The organism is Filimonas effusa, assembly GCF_004118675.1.
Classification (GTDB): domain Bacteria; phylum Bacteroidota; class Bacteroidia; order Chitinophagales; family Chitinophagaceae; genus Filimonas; species Filimonas effusa.
Genome location: NZ_SDHZ01000001.1, coordinates 402385 through 419887, shown reverse-complemented (window position 1 = coordinate 419887; position 17503 = coordinate 402385). Strand labels below are relative to the sequence as shown.

9 protein-coding genes are annotated in these 17503 nt (G+C 45.7%); 8 read left to right on the top strand and 1 reads right to left on the bottom strand.

Annotation, left to right across the window (positions count from 1 at the left end; genetic code table 11):
- Positions 1-18: 18 nt before the first annotated feature.
- Both ESB13_RS01495 and ESB13_RS01490 read left to right on the top strand, forming a co-directional pair.
- A complete protein-coding gene (locus ESB13_RS01495) occupies positions 19-1530 on the top strand; it encodes a carbohydrate-binding protein (RefSeq protein ID WP_129001269.1) in 1512 nt (503 codons plus the stop codon).
- A gap of 44 nt (positions 1531-1574) precedes the next feature.
- The gene (locus ESB13_RS01490) at positions 1575-4547 is read left to right on the top strand and encodes a glycoside hydrolase family 98 domain-containing protein (RefSeq protein ID WP_129001268.1); all 2973 of its coding nucleotides are present in this window, start codon (positions 1575-1577) and stop codon (positions 4545-4547) included.
- 73 nt (positions 4548-4620) lie between these two features.
- Here ESB13_RS01490 and ESB13_RS01485 read toward each other — a convergent pair whose 3' ends face one another.
- Positions 4621-5574 carry a glycoside hydrolase family 5 protein gene (locus tag ESB13_RS01485; protein WP_129001267.1) on the bottom strand — a complete coding sequence of 318 codons (954 nt, stop codon included), beginning with the start codon at positions 5572-5574 and terminating at the stop codon, positions 4621-4623.
- A 517-nt stretch (positions 5575-6091) separates the two neighbouring features.
- Here ESB13_RS01485 and ESB13_RS01480 point away from each other — a divergent pair.
- The 6 genes from ESB13_RS01480 (at position 6092) to ESB13_RS01455 (ending at position 17461) form a co-directional block, all read left to right on the top strand.
- A complete protein-coding gene (locus ESB13_RS01480) occupies positions 6092-6676 on the top strand; it encodes an RNA polymerase sigma factor (RefSeq protein WP_129001266.1) in 585 nt (194 codons plus the stop codon).
- A gap of 58 nt (positions 6677-6734) precedes the next feature.
- On the top strand, positions 6735-7805 hold the full coding sequence (locus ESB13_RS01475; protein ID WP_129001265.1) for a FecR family protein: 1071 nt from the start codon (positions 6735-6737) through the stop codon (positions 7803-7805).
- Between the two features lie 55 nt (positions 7806-7860).
- Entirely contained in the window at positions 7861-11226 is a 3366-nt protein-coding gene (locus tag ESB13_RS01470; protein ID WP_129001264.1) for a TonB-dependent receptor, read from the top strand.
- A gap of 26 nt (positions 11227-11252) precedes the next feature.
- On the top strand, positions 11253-12860 hold the full coding sequence (locus tag ESB13_RS01465; RefSeq protein WP_129001263.1) for a RagB/SusD family nutrient uptake outer membrane protein: 1608 nt from the start codon (positions 11253-11255) through the stop codon (positions 12858-12860).
- Between the two features lie 27 nt (positions 12861-12887).
- On the top strand, positions 12888-15533 hold the full coding sequence (xyl3A, locus tag ESB13_RS01460; protein WP_246022392.1) for a xylan 1,4-beta-xylosidase: 2646 nt from the start codon (positions 12888-12890) through the stop codon (positions 15531-15533).
- Between the two features lie 158 nt (positions 15534-15691).
- Entirely contained in the window at positions 15692-17461 is a 1770-nt protein-coding gene (locus tag ESB13_RS01455; protein WP_220399529.1) for a family 43 glycosylhydrolase, read from the top strand.
- Positions 17462-17503 lie beyond the last annotated feature (42 nt).

Genomic DNA, 17503 nt, shown 5'->3' with positions numbered 1-17503 from the left:
ACACCACAATAAAATCCAATGAAACACATGTACTTCCAAAGCTTAGCGGCGTTAGCCGTTCTATGCCTGCTTTTCTGTAAAACCACCGCACAGGTTACCATACCCGTAGGATCCACCACCCGGAGCATGATCGTGTATGTACCAACGAATCTGCCGGCGAACCAACCTTTGATTATTTCGATGCATGGTTCGGGGCAGGGCGCCGATTACCAGCAAAATGCGTCTAAATGGGAGCCTATCGCCGATACGGCGAAGTTTGCAGTGGTATTTCCCAGTGGTATTAATAAACAATGGGATATCAGCGGCACTTCTGATATCAATTTTATTACTGCCATAATAGACACTATGTACCGGCGCTATGCTATTAACCGTAACCGGGTATATCTCTCCGGCTTTTCTATGGGGGGCATGATGACTTATCATGCAGCAACGCAAATAGCGAATAAGATTGCTGCTTTCGCACCAGTATCCGGTTATCCTTTGTGGGGCTCTAATTATAATAGTTCCCGTCCAGTACCCATCATTCATGTACATGGGGATGCCGATGATGTGGTCACATATAATAACCTGGGAACTTACCTCAATGGCTGGATCAACAGGAACCAATGTCCCACCACTCCACAGATCACCCAACCCTACCCATCCAGCAAGCCCAATTCTGTAGCCACCAAAAGATACTGGGGACCTGGTTTAGCGCAATCGGAAGTAGTACTCATTACACTGGCTGGTAAAGGGCACTGGTATTCCATGGATTCAGTAAACGGCGTAAACACCAGCCAGGAGATATGGAATTTTGTTAAAAGGTTTTCTCTCGGCGCTGTTATAGAGGAGAACAGCGTTGGGTTCTGCAATGTAGACGGCACTATCGATACTAATTACCCGGGTTATACAGGCAGCGGTTTTGCGAACACCAATAATGCAGCTGGTAATGGTATAAGATGGAGTGTAAACTTTCCCAATGCCGGCACGCAGACCTTTGCTTTCCGATATGCTGCTATCGACAACCGGCCGGCGAAGCTGTTGATCAACGGTGTAACCGTGGCAGCGAATATCAATTTTCCTGCTACCAGCTCCTGGAGTAACTGGACTACCATATCGGTTCCTGCTTCTGTAAGTGCGGGAGTTTCGAGTGTAAGGCTGGAAGCTACCGGTGGCAGTGGTTTACCCAATATTGACCGGCTGGAAGTAACTGAAGGTACGGGTGCTACATGTACATCCAATATTCTTGCTGTAGCGGCAGACAGTACGGGAAGCAAGAACCTGCATGTATCGGACGTTACGCCAGCAGAACAGCAGATTTCAGTATACCCTAACCCTGCTTCCAGTTATATTATTGTGAAGGTTGGTAAGTACTGGAAGCCAGGGGATCAGCTTCTACTCTTTAATGCACAAGGAAAAACACTTCAACGCCGTGTGTTAAAGGGAAACCAGGAGGAGTTGAATGTAGCCTCTTTATCGACAGGCGTTTATTATGTACAAGTATCCAATAAACGGCAGCAGCGAGCCAGCCAGTCCTTTCTTAAAAAGTAAACACTTTACGAATATCCAATAATTACTAACGCTAAAGCTTAACAATGAAATCTACACTCTTGCTAAAGAGCAGGCATCGTTTTGCCTGGCTCATAGCCCTACTATTGTTTGCACCATTTGCATTACATGCGCAGTCGGCCCCACTACGCCGGCCTATATCACCTTCACAACCGATGTGGCTGATACACATTGATTCCTGGAACCAGGCAGATCCGCAGAAGATCATCAATATGGTTCCTGCTGATATTCGCCCTTACGTCGTTTTCAATATTTCTATTTCTATTAATCACGACCGGCTTACCAGCAAATGGTTACAGGCAGAGTATGGTTATGAAATAGCGAAATCGTGGTTAAGAGTATGTGCAGAGAACCGCGTATGGGCAATGATACAGCAGTCCAGCGGTGGTTTTCAACACTTTTCGCAATCGGACCTCACCGTTTATGAGGAGTTTTACCGCGACTACCCGAACTTCATTGGCTTCAGCTATGCCGAGCAGTTCTGGGGATTTGACGGCAGTTTGCAACCTCCCAGTTCCAGCAGCTACGATCCGCTCTCGCCGCCCTGGGCCGACCGTATTAACTTGTTTGCCAACCTGCTGCAGCTGAGTAACCGTTATGGCGGCTACCTGGTAGTAAGCTGGTGTCCGAACCAGTGGAATCCCAACATCAATCCTATTGGTATGCTCAAAAGAAATGCAGCATTTGCGGCGGCCTGCCGTAACTATACAGAGAATTATATTCTTTGTGAGAAGTACACGCAACAGACCTACCAGCACGATATGGAAAGCACGTGTATGGGTGCGTATATGTCGGGTTATGCAGGACAATATGGTATCCGTTATGATGAAACCGGCTGGACAGATTCTACCGGCACCCATGCGAATTTTACACCAGCGACCGGCGTAGCCCCTCACCTGGAGCATATTATGCTTACAGGGCAGACAGTGATTGACGGCACGGAATTAATTATGACACAACAGTCGCGCGAACTAAATACCGCGGCAACGCCTGACGGGTTTACCACGCGGCGCTGGGAATTTTACCCGCAGCTTTATAATGTGAACCTGGACCTGTTCCGGAAAATACTGGATGGTCATGTACGCATTCCCACCCGCAGGGAAGTGATCGACCGTACCAAGGTGATCATCGTAAATGATGTAAGCAGCGGCAGCAACCAGGATCAATACAGTACACCGCAGACGCTGTTTGAAGGATTGTACCGCATGGATACTGACGGCAACTATGAACTCAACAAAAGCTTTTTCAAGAAAACAGGCCGGTACCCGTCTATTCCCATCGCCTACCAGCTTGACGATACGGATGCTAATTCTTTCCAGGTGAAGATCAACAAATCGGCCTATGCCAGCCGCTGGCCGAATATTACCGCCAAGGTAAACGAGATGAACACCTTGTTTCCTTCTGAATATACCGGCACCTTGTATGCCGGACGGCATGAGAATGGCTGGGTTACGTACAACCCGTTTAAAACAAATCAAACGGCCACAGCCTCCATCCCCTTTAAATACAACACTTGTAGCTCCATGGAGCTGAGTTATGCCCAGTATTCCGCAGGTGTTATTAAAGAGTACTCCAACAGGCTGAATATTTATCTCAACAATTACGATAATGTCATCAATACCGGCTTAAAAACGGATATCATCCGTATCAATGGTGCCAGTACACAACCTACGTGGTCGTATACGGACAGAGGCAGCCACCAGGCAAGCGCTGTATCAGGCAGTTGGTCGGGTGGCGTGTTTACCTTAACGGTACAACACAACGGGCCATTGGATATTACCATTAACTGTGCGGGTACCGCCACGGGCAGGCTAACCTCCTATACAACTGCCACATTAGTTACTCCTACACAGCCGCCCATTTATGCAGGACCGCTACAACATGAAGCGGAACATTTTGACTATAGAAGCATCAACGGCAATACAGCCAATGGCGCCAGCGGCACCGTACGCAGCTATACAGGGCAGGGTTATCTGCGTTTTGGCACCAATGCGGCAGCCAGTATACGTGATACCGTTAGCCTTCAATATGCCGGCAGTTACCAATTGCGCACCCGTTATTCTTTAACCGGAGGCAATGTAAACACCATAGGTATTTATGTCAACGGCAGCCTGGTAGCTACTCCTGTTTTCAATCAAACAGACAGCAACAGCGCCTGGGCTGTGCAAACACAAAATATTACACTAAATGCAGGCAACAACGTTATTGAGTTTCGTGCGAGCGGAGCAGCTTCCAACGGGGTGTATTTTGATAACATAGAGATAGTGCCGATAAGCAGCGGCGGCAATATCATACAGGAAAACACAACAGGTTTCTGCAGCGTTAACGGCACTGTAGACAGTAATAACGGAGGTTATACCGGCGCGGGTTTTGCGAATACCGATAACGCTGCCGGTAACGGTATCAACTGGAAAGTAAATTTCGCCTCAACCGGCACTAAATCATTTACCTTCCGGTATGCCTCTATCGATACCCGGGCAGCCAACCTACTGATAAACGGCACTGTTGTAGCCGCCAATGTCAGCTTTCCTTCTACCGGCTCATGGACCAACTGGAGTACGGTTACTGTATATACCAGCTTTACATCTGGTATCAGGGATATAAGACTGGAAGCTACCGGCACCAGCGGCTTACCCAATGTAGATTATATGGAAGTAGTGGGCGGTACGGCAGCAGCGTGTACCAGCGGGCTCAGTACCGTTATGGCAACATCGGTTACCAGCAATGACGACAAGGCACAGAAGCTGACGGCTAAAACGGCAGGTATTGAAATATTTCCCAACCCTGCCGTACACCATGTAACCGTACGCTTAGACAGCCGCTGGAAAGCAGGAGATCAACTAACATTATGTGACGCCACGGGCAAACGCGTGGAAATAAGACGCATTAAAGGCAATGCAGAACAGGTAAATGTATCAAAACTACCTCCGGGTATGTATTTCATCAATGTTTTCAATAACAGCGGCATACATGTTTCGCTGCCAGTTATTAAACAATAGCAGTTCTTTAAAAAATGGCACAGGTGTTTATTTAAACATTTGTGCCATTTTTTACTAATTATTACTGCCGGCCTTACAGCTTATCATACACGACGTTAAAGTAGTTATTAAGGCTAAAAGCAGTTGCGGTAGCATTAGTAGCCCAGGAGGGCGCCACCATATTCATATCATTTCCATCCCCATTCCAACACCAGCCTAAAACCGCCAGCCCTTTTGTTTTAGCGTAGTCAACAATTGCAGACCAGTTGGCGCCGCTACCGCCTGCGTTGCCAAATTCTCCGATCATGCAGGGTACGCCTGCGCTAATCAAGTCGTCTATATCGGAAGTATTTACATACCTGTTTTTAGCCTGATTCCAGGCTCCAGGATAGATATGAGCAGAAAGAATGTAGTTGGTATCCTTTATTTTGATCCCTCCATTATATCCCTTAGCCGCCGCTGCCGCTACGGCGGTTTCCTGTCCCCACCCCGGAATATCTATAATGATCTTTCCGGAATACACTTTTCTTACAGTTTCTATAGCTGTGTTATAAGCACTGGCATAAGCATTGGCTGAGAGATTATGACTTCCCCATTCATTTATCAGGTTTATAGTAAAGGCACCTGCTTTTGACAACTGCGCATAATTAGCCAGCCACCAGTTGGCAGCGGCATTCAAATCACTAACGTTATCCGATCCCAATACTGTGTACTTGTGATAAGTAGCAATTACGGCAAAGCCATTACTAACTGCACCGGAAATCCAGTTCTTTGCCTGGGTTTCGAACCCCGGTTCGATTTCAATACGAACGGTTTTAATTTTGGTCTGTTGTTTCATAAGGGCCCAGTCGATAACAGGATTCCCGTTATTGTAATAAGAGGGCTGCAGATTTACGCCATTCAGTATGCCTGCCGCTTTTACTGTAACAACACTGCCATTAGTGGATTCTCCCTCTGTAGAAGCGGTACTATCCTTTTTACAGGAATAAAAGAGACCAGACAGGTTAAGAACCAACAACGCAGTTATCCCCAAATGCCTTGATAACATAGCAGGAGTATTAAATGAATGATTACAATAAGATTGATTGTGTAAAGCTAGCAGGCAAAGCCTTTAAGAATTAATACTTTATTATCTTTTCCCGATGATGTTTCAACCAAATATTACAATCGATTATTCCTGCCGGCAGTTCCTCGTCAAGTTGAAAAACTTGTGAGGCGGTATGAAGGGGCTGTGTTCGCTTAAAGTAGCTCTTGTGCATACTCATTGTATACTCATCGTCCGTATTTAAAGCGTACTTTTTCGTAGATGGACAGAAACGGCTTTTCGCAGCTCCATTTTAATATGAACAAATTTTATGCGTATTGCCTACGCAGAATAAGCATTTGTGGTCAACGGTAAGAAAAGAAGTAAAATCTGTTATTTCCCGCTAACAACAAATTCACAAGCAGTTAATTGTCAATATTTTTAAAATAAAACAATAAACCAAACTCTCTTTCCTTACCCAAATAATCATTATGCAATCGATTTCAAAAAATACCCTATCTTTAGTTTCACATGCGGCCTGATGAATACTCTTACCTATATTAAGGAACTACAAGAACGAATTGCTTATCATAATGACATGAAGGCTTACGAGTCTTTATATAAACTATTATTTCCCTCTCTTTTCCGTTTTAGTTATTCATTTACAAAGAATTACCAGGCTGCGGAGGAAGTTGTGTCCGACACATTTATCAAGGTTTGGGAAATGGCATCCCAGCTTCATAAAATAGAAAACCTGAAGGCTTACCTGTTTACATTAACCAAAAACTACTCTATCAACCAGGTCACCCGGAGCGATAAGCAGGTTGAATACACCATCGATAGTTTTGCGTTCGATGCCAGTATTACCTGGCGGCATCCTGAAGATATTTTCATATCGGGAGAATCGGTACGGCGTATCAACCAGGCTATCAACAGCCTTCCTCCGCAGTGCCGTATTATTTTTCAACTGGTAAAAATAGAAGGACTCTCCTACCAGGAAACAGCGGATGTACTGGAATTATCGCTTCCCACCGTGCGAAACCAGATATCCATCGGTATTAAAAAACTACTTAACTCCCTGCCCGCCTTACAATTAACGTCGCCTATTTTCAGGGACAAAAATTAAATTATCTTTTTTTTATTTCTCTTTGGTATTCCTGTCCTGCTTTTTGTGTCTTGTATGTATGAACTTGCTTCAAGAAAGATTGCAGCTACTTGCCATGCTGGTCCTGGACAACCAGGCTACAGAAGCAGAACAACAGGAGCTAAATGAAATATTGATACAATACCCGGAAATGGAAGCGGAATTGGTTCGCATCCGTCAAACTTATCATTTCCAATCACCTGTTTCATCGATTCCGGATGCAGATACGGCATTCAGCAGACATCTTGAACGGTTAGCAGGCCGTGTACCAGCGCCTACATCTTCCAGAAAAAAGAACCGGACCCTACCGATGCGTTTGGCTGGATGGATGATAGCAGGAAGCGCTGCTGCTGCATGTGCCTTCTTTATTTATAACAGGAATAACCACCTGAAGACTATACAAGAACCGCAGCAATATGAAACAGTTCTCGCCTCACATGGTTCCAAAAGACAGATACAGTTGCCAGATGGCACCAATGTATGGCTAAACGCAGACAGTAAACTTACCTACAATGCAGATTTCCGTAAAGGGGAACGTGTAGCCTGGCTTACAGGGGAGGCATTTTTTGACGTAAAGAAAGATGCAGCAAGACCCATGATCATACATACCAGCAACATGAAGATAAAGGTACTGGGCACTTCCTTTAACGTAAGAAGTTATGGTAATGAGAAAACCGCAGAGACAGTGCTGGTGAGTGGTGCAGTAGAGGTATCCTTAAAAGTAAATCCAGAAAGCAAAATCAGGCTGATTCCCGGCAACAAACTAGTAGTAGCCAACAGGAGTTCTACTGGTCCGGGTAAGCACGGCAGCACGCCGTCTTTATACTGGATCGACAGGATAGAGGCTGATCCATCCGATACAGGGTCTATAGCGCAGCAATGGACACGTCCTGGTCTATCCTTCCGCGGCGAGAGCCTTGAAGGCGCCATATCGCGACTGGAACACTGGTTTAATATACATATTATAATAGATGATGCACAGTTAAAGCAAGGCACTTATACGGGGGATTTTAAGGACGAGACCCTGGAGCAGGTATTGGAAGCACTTCAGCTTACCGGAAATTTCACTTATAAAATCCAAAAAGATTCAGTTATACTCTACAAACGATAGTTCCATTTTTTAAACGCCATATTACTTCTATTATTTTTTATCAAAAACGATTGCTATGAAAAAATCAACCCATTTTCTGAAACTGGGGTTATTGATGATTGGGCTACTGGCTGTTATATTGCCCTCCTTCGCCAGGTACAGTCAGCAAAACGTAACGTTGAAATTCACCAATGCTGAACTTGTACAAGTCATTAATGCTATCCGGGAGCAATCCAGCTACCGGTTTGTTTACAAAGACGAAATGTTTTCCAAGAACGAAAAGGTATCTATCAATGTTACCAACACACCTGTAAAGGAAGTGCTGGACAAGTTATTCCGCAACACGGGACTTACCTATCGTTTTCTTTCTGATGAACTGGTTGTTATTTTTAGTAGCACGCAAGCTGCCGAAGCGTTCCTGCTAGCCATGCAACCTGTGCCGCTGCGGGGCAAGGTAAGCAACAGTAAGGGGGAGCCACTGGAAGGTGCTACGGTACAATTAAAAAATTCAAGCAAACAGGTTGCTACTGATAAAGACGGAAGATTTCAGATCGACGTGGAAGCGCTCAACGGCACACTTGTCATTTCTTATGTGGGCATGAAACCCGTAGAAATAGCGATCAATGGCAAACAGCAGATAGACGTAGTAATGACTGCTGTATCGGGGGATCTGGCAGACATTATCGTAATAGGTTACGGAACGCAGAAAAAAGTAGATCTTTCGTCCTCCATTGCGACAGTAGCTCCTAAAGAACTAGTAAAAACGCCGGGGGGATTTCAGGCCATATTGCAGAGTGCAGTACCAGGTGTTCAGATCACAGGTGATAAGATCAGAATCCGAGGAGTTGGTTCTATCAACAATACCGATCCTTTGTATGTTGTAGACGGCATGATCGGTGGAGCCATACCTGATGAAAACAACATTGCCAGCCTGCAAATCTTAAAAGATGCGGCGTCGTGCGCTATTTATGGTGCAAGGGGAGCTAATGGTGTTATTCTTATCACTACCAAGAGAGGTACTTCAGGCGCCGTTAAATTCGACTACAACGGGTTAACTGCGATCAAGAAGATAACACGTAGTGTTCCTTTACTTAACGGGCAGCAACTGGCAGAGCTGATCAACGAGGAAATGTATAATCAGAACCCTGCCAGAACAGACTATCTGCCTGCCCTTTCCAAACCAGCAGAGATAGGCCAGGGTTACAACATGGTGGATGCGCTGCTACGCACAGGCAGTTATCAGAAGCACAACCTAAGTCTAAGTGGCGGTTCGGAATCTGCAAGATTTCGTGTAAACGCCACGTATGCTGAAGATAAACCTGTTATCATAAAGGACCATTACAAGAACTACGGCATCCAGTTCATTTCGGACCTGACGAAAGGCAAATTAAAAATAGGAGAAACAGTATTGATCAACTACAACACGCGTGACTGGAGCAATAAAAACCTCATAGATGCACAGCGCTGGTCTTCTACCCTACCTATTTATGATCCCAACAGTACTACCGGATTCGCGGGTGCGGGTAATGGCACCGATGTAGCCAGTGCATTAGCCAATGCTTACCTGAATGACAACAACACCGACAATTTTTCTGCCAACGGCAATTTCTGGGCTATTTATGAATTTATACCGGGCCTTCGCTACAAATTCAATATGGGGCTGGATTTCTCCCGCGGCAGAACGCAGAACTATATTTCTGCCTATTCCGTTGGTCAATACCAGAATCATACCCCAGATGAATTAACCATTTCAAATAGTCAGAACAACAGGTACCTGTATGAAAATACAATTACGTATGACAAAATAATCGGCAAACATAATTTCAGTGCATTAGCGGGTATCACTTCAGAGCATTCGAGATACAAAGCATTAAATGCGGGCGCCCGTGCGCTGCCAAGTCCTGATCTATTGATATTGGGATTAACACAAGATGCCGGCTCTAAAATAGTGGGGTCAGGCATCGGTCAAACAGCTATCTATTCCTTACTGGGCCGCATCAACTATAGCTATGACAGCAAGTATATGCTCACAGCTAATTTTCGTCGTGACGGTTCTGCCAATTTCAGCAGCAATCATCGTTATGGCAACTTTCCTTCTTTTTCTGCTGCATGGCGGATAGGACAGGAAAAGTTTATGCGCAGCGTTCCGTTTATCAGTGATTTAAAACTGCGCGGCAGCTATGGCTTATTAGGCAATTCAGATATCAGTCCTTATCAATACCAGAGTACGGTGAGTTTCGACCACGTGTGGTATTACCTGAATAATGTAAAAGTAACAGGTGCATTACCCACTACCCCCGCTAACCCTAATGTTAAATGGGAAAGCCAATATTCTACTGATCTGGGCATGGACCTGTCGTTGTTCAGTAATCAACTCACTATTACAGTAGATTATTTTAATAAGAAGACACAGGATATGCTGGTGAACGTGCCGATCTCGTATGCAGCGGGTTATATCGATAATTTCCCGACTTTAAATGCAGGCAGCATCAGTAACAAAGGCGTTGAAATTGCGACAACCTTCCGTCAATCGCGCAATAAGCTGACATATGCTATATCCGGCAATATTTCTATTGTAAAAAACAGAGTTTTAAGCCTGGGTAACGGTAATGAAATCCTGGCAGGTGGTGTTAGTCCAGGAGGAGAAAATGTAACCCGTACTGCCGTAGGGTATTCAATAGGCCAGTTCTGGGGTTATCAAACAGACGGGCTTTATACGACTAAAGCACAATTGGATGCAGATAAAGCATTTGCCCCTAAGGCGGAGTTAGGCGATGTACGTTTCAAGGATGTTACAGGAGACGGCGCACTGAATGCCGCGGACAAAGGTTTTATCGGTAACCCTATCCCCAAATTCAGTTATGGATTCAGTACAGACGCCAGTTACCAGACAGGATTCGGCACATTTGACTTTTCGATGATCTGGCAGGGCAGTTATGGTAATGACATTTATAACAACAGCAAATACTGGGGTGAAGGCATGTATCATTACTATAACAATTTCACCACCACTCTTGATCGTTACCGTGCAGAAGAACTGGTATTCAAGAACCCGATATCCGGTGTAACAACCGTGTATCCCCGTAATGTAAACACAGATATGCCAAGGGCTGTATTAGGAGATCCCAACCAGAACCTGCGGGCTTCCAGGCGATTTGTTGAAAGCGGTTCTTACCTGCGTCTGAAAGTACTGAATATTGGCTATACTTTACCCAAATCAACACTCAGCAGGCTGAAGATAGATAACCTGCGCTTTTACGTGGGGGCTAAAAACCTGCTGACGTTTACGAAGTACACGGGTTATGATCCGGAAGTAGCTTCAGACAATAGTCTCAACAACGGACGTTATAACCTTAACAGGGGTATCGATGCTCAACTTCCCTGGGGCATTACTTTCCCCAATGCCAAAGAATACTTTATCGGGGCCATGTTTACCTTTTAGAGAACCATCAATTAAAGCGAATCCATATGAAAAGATATACGACAATAATCGCTGTTATTTTCACTGTCCTATCCTTCCTGAGTGGTTGTAAGCCTAATATGGATCTTACGAATCCACAGGAGGTATCGATAGGCACCTATTATAAAAACGTAGCAGAACTGGAAGCGGCTGTGATCCCGGCTTATCAAGCCATCATAGGTAAGGTGCAGGGAGGTTATGCCAGATCGCTGTATTACGAGTTACTGGCGCCGGGTGATGATTTTACCCATACATTCAAATGGGAACCTATGTACCAGGATACCTACAATACCCCTTCGAGCGACGGCATGGCGCTGAATACCTGGAAGGATTTCTGGAACGGCGTATTTGCGGCCAATATGGCTTTACAGGGTATAGAGAATTACAAAGGCACTATTGACGCGGCTGTAAAAGACAGATTACTGGGTGAAGCTCATTTTCTCAGAGGGCTGCATTATATGCATCTTTGCCTGTTATTTGGAGAAACAGTACCGCTGATAGAAAAGCCGGCGGCAAGCGATGCCGACTATTACCCTACCAATTCAACACCAGGCCAGATATATGCACGGATCATCAACGATTTCCAGGAAGCCGCCAAGCTGCTGCCATTAAGAAGTGCGATGTATGCCAACAGTACTTTTAAAGGCCGTGCCACTAAAGGCGCTGCACAGTCGTACCTCGCGAAAGCATACCTGTACCGTCCCCTTCTTGAAGCAGGAAAACCTGCAGAATTCGATAAGGCAAAAGAACAATTAAAGAATGTTATCGATAGTAAGGAATACCAACTGGTCGCTAATTTCCGAGACAACTCCCTTGAAGCGACGGAGAACAATGCCGAGTCGGTATTTGAAGTACAAATGTTCAATGGTCCCGGATGGTTGGGCGATGATATGTCGTGTTCCTGGAGATGGCAGGAAATAGGCATGTTTGACGGCACCGGCGGTGCCTGGTGGAACCTGGCACCCAATAAAAAGACCTATACTGAATTTGAACCGGGCGATCCGCGTAAATATATGACACTCTGGTGCGACAAAGGCGCTTACTACACGCAAATAGACGGTAAGGTAACAGATTACGACTACTGGATGGCCCATCTTGCTACCAATAAAGATTTTTATGGCACGCGGAAATATTGTCCTGACGTGCAGGTAGCTGATATCGATGATGGTATCAATGACAGATTACTTCGTTATGCCGATGTACTACTTATGTATGCAGAATGCCTGAACGAAGGAGGTGATATAGAAGGAGCCAAGACCTACATCAATATGGTTCGGGCAAGAGCGAACAATGTTGTACCTACAGAGCAGCCACACCTGTGGTATCAGCATTCTCCCGGCACCATACCCGATGTTAACGGTTTGCTGGCAAAAGATACCACAATCAACGGCGTACGACTGAATAATATAAAGAACATCATACAGCATGAGCGGTTTGTAGAGTTCTGCGGAGAGTATCTCCGCTATTTCGATTTGCTGAGATGGGGCATGGCCGATGCCAAATGGCTAGAACCCTTAAAAGCACTGGGCTGGCAGCCTAAAGCCACTTATTATCCTTTTCCGCAAGCAGAACTGGATAATAATAAGAAACTGAAAGGAAATGATATGAACCGGTAATTAGTAATTACAGACAAACAGAAAGGCATGAAAGAACGCAGCATGAAATGGATGCAATATGGCTGGGCAGGATTTTTATTATTGTCTATTGCAGCAACAGGGCAGCAATATCGTTATCAGAACCCGGCATTAAAGCCCAACGAGAGAGCAGCAGATCTCATTCCCAGGCTTACACTTGAGGAAAAAGCAATACTGATGATGGATGAATCGGATGCCATTCCCCGGTTGGGGATCAAACGATTCAGTTGGTGGAGTGAAGCGTTGCACGGGCTGGCAAATAACGACAGCGTTACGGTGTTTCCCGAACCTATAGGCATGGCCGCTTCGTTCGACGATTCGCTGGTGTATCAAATTTTCGATGCTGCTTCGGATGAAACAAGGGCTAAATATCATCATGCGCTTCGCAATGGCAAGACGAGCAAGCGTTTCCTGGGTCTTTCGGTATGGACACCTAACATCAATATCTTCCGCGACCCCCGATGGGGTCGCGGCCAGGAAACTTATGGAGAAGATCCTTACCTGACTTCCCGTATGGGCGTAGCAGTAGTAAAGGGTTTGCAAGGGCCTGCCGATGCCAAATACAGGAAGCTGCTTGCGTGCGCGAAGCATTTTGCCGTGCATTCCGGTCCTGAATGGAGCCGCCATGAACTGAACCTGAACAATGTATCGCCGCGGGATCTGTGGGACACGTACCTGCCGGCTTTTAAATCGCTGGTACAGGAAGCAGAAGTGCGACAGGTGATGTGCGCCTATCAGCGCCTGGATGATGAGCCCTGTTGCGGCAACAGCCGTTTACTACAAACCATTCTGCGGGAGCAATGGAAATTTCCCTACCTGGTAGTATCGGATTGCGGCGCTATTACGGATTTTTATTCCAGCCATAAAGTATCTTCCAATGCCGTACAAGCCGCCTCCAAAGGCGTACTGGCCGGTACAGATGTAGAATGCGTATGGGAAGGATATGCTTTTGCCAATATTCCCGATGCAGTAGCCAGGGGACTTATTACCGTAGCGGAAGTGGATAAACACCTGATGCGTATACTTGCGGCACGCTTTGAACTGGGAGATATGGACGATGATGCCCTGGTTCCGTGGGCGGCTATTCCTATTTCTGTCGTCAACAATGAAGCACACAGGCAGTTAGCGCTGCAAATGGCGCAAAAATCGATGACCTTACTGCAAAACAAACAGGAGGTATTGCCACTATCGAAGTCTGCATCCACGATCGCTGTTATAGGTCCTAACGCCGACAATGCTCCCATGCTCTGGGGCAACTATAACGGTACGCCGATAAGAACCATAACAATACTACAAGGCATTCGCTCCAAAATGGGGGCTGGCAAAGTGATATACGATAAAGCCTGCGACCTGGTAGAAAACAAAGTAACGCAGAGTTATTTCTCCGAGTCAGTCGCCGCAGGCAAAACCGGTTTTAAAGCCAGCTATTGGAATAACCGTGATTTTGCAGGCAAACCATTAATCACCCAACAATTGTCGCATTCCTTCAAACTTACGACTGCGGGTCAGCATGAATTTGCATCCGGAGTGCCTCTGGAAGCATTTTCGGCTACCTATGAGGCCGTATATACCGCGTTGCGCACAGAAGATATTGTTTTTAAATGCGGCGCTACGGGTTATTTCGAACTATTTATCAATGATTCTTCCATAGCGAAGTATCACAACTGGCGTACATTACCGTCCCGTATCCCCTATTCCGTGGAAAAAGGAAAACAATATCGTATTGAAATCCGCTATGCCCAGTTAAATAACTGGCAGGCTAACCTCGAATTTGATTTTGGAAAGGAAGTGGACATCGATTTCAGTGCATTGATCAACCGTTTAAAAGGTGTAAAAACGGTGGTATTTGCAGGCGGGTTGTCTACGCTGCTGGAAGGAGAAGAGATGCCGGTATCTTATCCTGGCTTCAAAGGCGGCGACCGAACCGATATTGAATTACCGGAGGTACAGCGTAACTGTTTGAGAGCATTAAAAGCGGCAGGCAAAACAGTGATCTTTGTCAATTGTTCCGGTTCAGCTATTGCACTGGGCCCTGAAACGGAGAGTTGCGATGCTATTTTACAAGCGTGGTATGGCGGCGAATCCGGTGGACAAGCCGTGGCAGATGTACTTTTCGGCGATTATAACCCGTCTGGTAAACTTCCTATCACCTTTTACAGAAGTCTTTCTCAACTGCCGGATTTTGAAGATTACTCTATGAAAGGCCGGACCTATCGCTTTATGTCGGATGCGCTGTTTCCATTTGGGTTTGGGATGAGTTATACCCACTTTTCCATAGGCGAGGCCCGTGTTGGTTCCTGGGCCAGCAATAACCATCGATCGTTAGCCTTAACCATTCCGGTAGTCAACAAGGGCAAGCGCAGCGGCTCAGAACTAATCCAGGTATATATACGCAAGGAAAGCGATACGAGCGGGTTGTTAAAAACACTGCGGGGATTTAAAAAGGTAACATTGGGTGCGGGTGCTTCCATGGAAGCAAATATTCAACTACCGCGTGAGGCATTTGCTTTTTACGATACAGCCTTGCGGGAAGTGGCTGTGATTCCCGGCACATACGAATTATGGTATGGAAACAGCTCAGCGGAGAAAGATTTACGAATGATAAAGGTTATGGTAACAGATACAGCTATAATTGGATCTACAGCCGGGCGGTAATGGTTCGATCAGGGCTATTTTCGACATCTGTTGCATTGATTTTGACAAATGTTCCATTAGCCAACGGGGCTTCCTGGATATTTTTGTAATGGTTATCAGCAGAGAATGTTTGCCATCATGCTTTGCCGCTGATTCCCCCGAACAGAACAATCAAAGCAATGAAAATATCTCTTTCCAGCCTTATTGTGCTATTCATATGCCTGGCCAAAATAACCGGCAGCCATGCACAAAATCCTATTATCCAAACTATTTATACGGCGGATCCTGCTCCAATGGTGTACAAGGACACATTGTTTTTGTACACCAGCCATGACGAGGACAAATCGACCTGGTTTGTCATGAAAGACTGGCATGTGTATTCCACCACCGACATGGTCAACTGGACGCACCATGGTTCGCCGTTATCACTTAAAACATTTAAATGGGCTGATAAGGATGCCTGGGCGGGCCAGTGTATTCATCGTAACGGCAAATTCTACTGGTATGTACCTGTGAATGCCAGAGGTAAGGGCATGTCTATCGGCGTAGCGGTATCAGACAAGGCGACCGGTCCGTTTACAGACGCCCTGGGAGCGCCACTTATCACCGGAGGCTGGGGATATATTGACCCGAGTGTGTTTATAGATGATGACGGCCAGGCTTACCTATATTGGGGTAACCCGCACCTGTATTATGTGAAACTTAATGGAGACATGACGTCTTACGATCAAACAACAGGTATTGTACAGGTTCCATTAACAGACGAGGCATTCAAACTACGTATCCTTCATGCACACCATACATTTGCCTGGGCAGCATCGATAGATGGGCTGGCTTCTCATAGCGTAAAAAGCGAGACTGATAATAAATACTACTGGTATGTAAGCGCTATCGATAAAAGTACGCACAAAAAAGTAATTGGCGTAGCGGTTGGAGACAAGGCTATCGGGCCATTTACCGACGTACTGGGCAAACCACTAATCACGGAAAATTGCAGCGATGGCAATATCAATCCAACTGTTATTGTAGACGAGACAAAACAACCATGGTTAACCTGGGGTAATTCAGCGCTTTGGCATGTGAAGCTTAACCCCGATATGTTATCTTATGACAATACTATTGGCGTACAACCTATTGCCGCCGATAAAAAGGAAGTTTTCGCCAACAAGATACGCGGCGCGGTTAATAGTACAGAAAAGCGGTTTACCACTTATGAAGAAGGCCCGTGGCTGTATAAACGCAACAAATTATACTATCTTTTTTACCCAGCGGGTGGTGTGCCCGAACATTTAGCTTATAGCACCAGCCCAACAGCTGCCGGTCCCTGGACTTACCGGGATACGGTAATGGATATAATCAAAAAGGGAGGCGCCTTCACCAATCATCCTGGCGTAGTGGACTACAAGGGCAAAACGTACTTGTTTTATCACAATGGGGCGCTGGCCGGCGGCGGCGGTTTTAACCGGTCGGTTTGCGTAGACGAACTTCAAATCAAGGCAGATGGCACCATAGCGAGGGTAATACCTACACCTGGTATTTCAAAAGGCGTTGGCAATATAAATCCGTTTATATGCCAGGAAGCGGAAACCATTGCGTGGGCAGAAGGAGTAGAAACAGCCTTCAATGATAATAATGTAGGATATGTAACCGACATTCGCGATGGAGGCTATGTTAAAGTACGCAATGTCGACTTCAAAAAAGGGGCACAACAATTTCAAGCGAACGTGGCTTCGGAATCACAAGGCGGTGTTATTGAGATTCGTTTAGATAGTGTCGGCGGCCCCATTGCGGGCATATGCAAGGTAGTTAATACGGGGGGAGCGCAAAACTGGCAAAACGTATCTACCTCCATTAAAAAAATAAGTGGCCGTCATGATATCTATTTCGTTTTTAAAGGCAACGGCGGCACCTTATTCAATTTCGACTGGTGGAAGTTCGAAGCCCGGTAAGATAAAACAGAAGCTATATATTCCAGGTTATAAAACGTAGAT